The organism is Pseudomonas sp. 43(2021) (genome assembly GCF_017490805.1).
In the GTDB taxonomy this organism is placed as follows: Bacteria; Pseudomonadota; Gammaproteobacteria; order Pseudomonadales; family Pseudomonadaceae; genus Aquipseudomonas.
Genome location: NZ_JAFGYJ010000454.1, coordinates 1 through 462, shown reverse-complemented (window position 1 = coordinate 462; position 462 = coordinate 1). Strand labels below are relative to the sequence as shown.

Genomic DNA, 462 nt, shown 5'->3' with positions numbered 1-462 from the left:
GAACGGCGCCACTCCAGTTCCAGGTACTCGTCAAAGTGACGACGGTTGGACAGCCCGGTCAGGCCATCGGAGTTCATCAGCCGTTGCAGCACCAGATTGGTGTCGAGCAACTGCTGCTGGCTGACCCGCAACGCACGGTACGCGGCGTCGCGTTGCAGCAATGTCATGTAGGAACGCGAGTGGTAGCGAATGCGCGCGACCAGTTCGATGGTGTCCGGCAGCTTCACCAGATAGTCGTTGGCGCCAGCGGAAAACGCCGCGCTCTTGATCAGCGGGTCTTCCTTGGTCGAGAGGACGATGATCGGGATGTCCTTGGTCGCCGGATGATTGCGGTATTCGCGCACCAGGCTCAGGCCATCTAGGCCGGGCATCACCAGATCCTGCAGGATCACCGTCGGCTTGATCCGCACCGCCTGGGCGATGGCCTGCTGCGGGTCGGAGCAGCAGTGGAAGTCGATGTTT

The 462-nt window shown here is 61.7% G+C and carries 1 protein-coding gene; it reads right to left on the bottom strand.

All coding sequences use genetic code 11. The annotated features are described in order from the left end of the window. Window positions 1–462: response regulator (locus tag J5M71_RS28145; RefSeq protein WP_207838882.1), on the bottom strand; the 462-nt coding region annotated here is incomplete at both ends.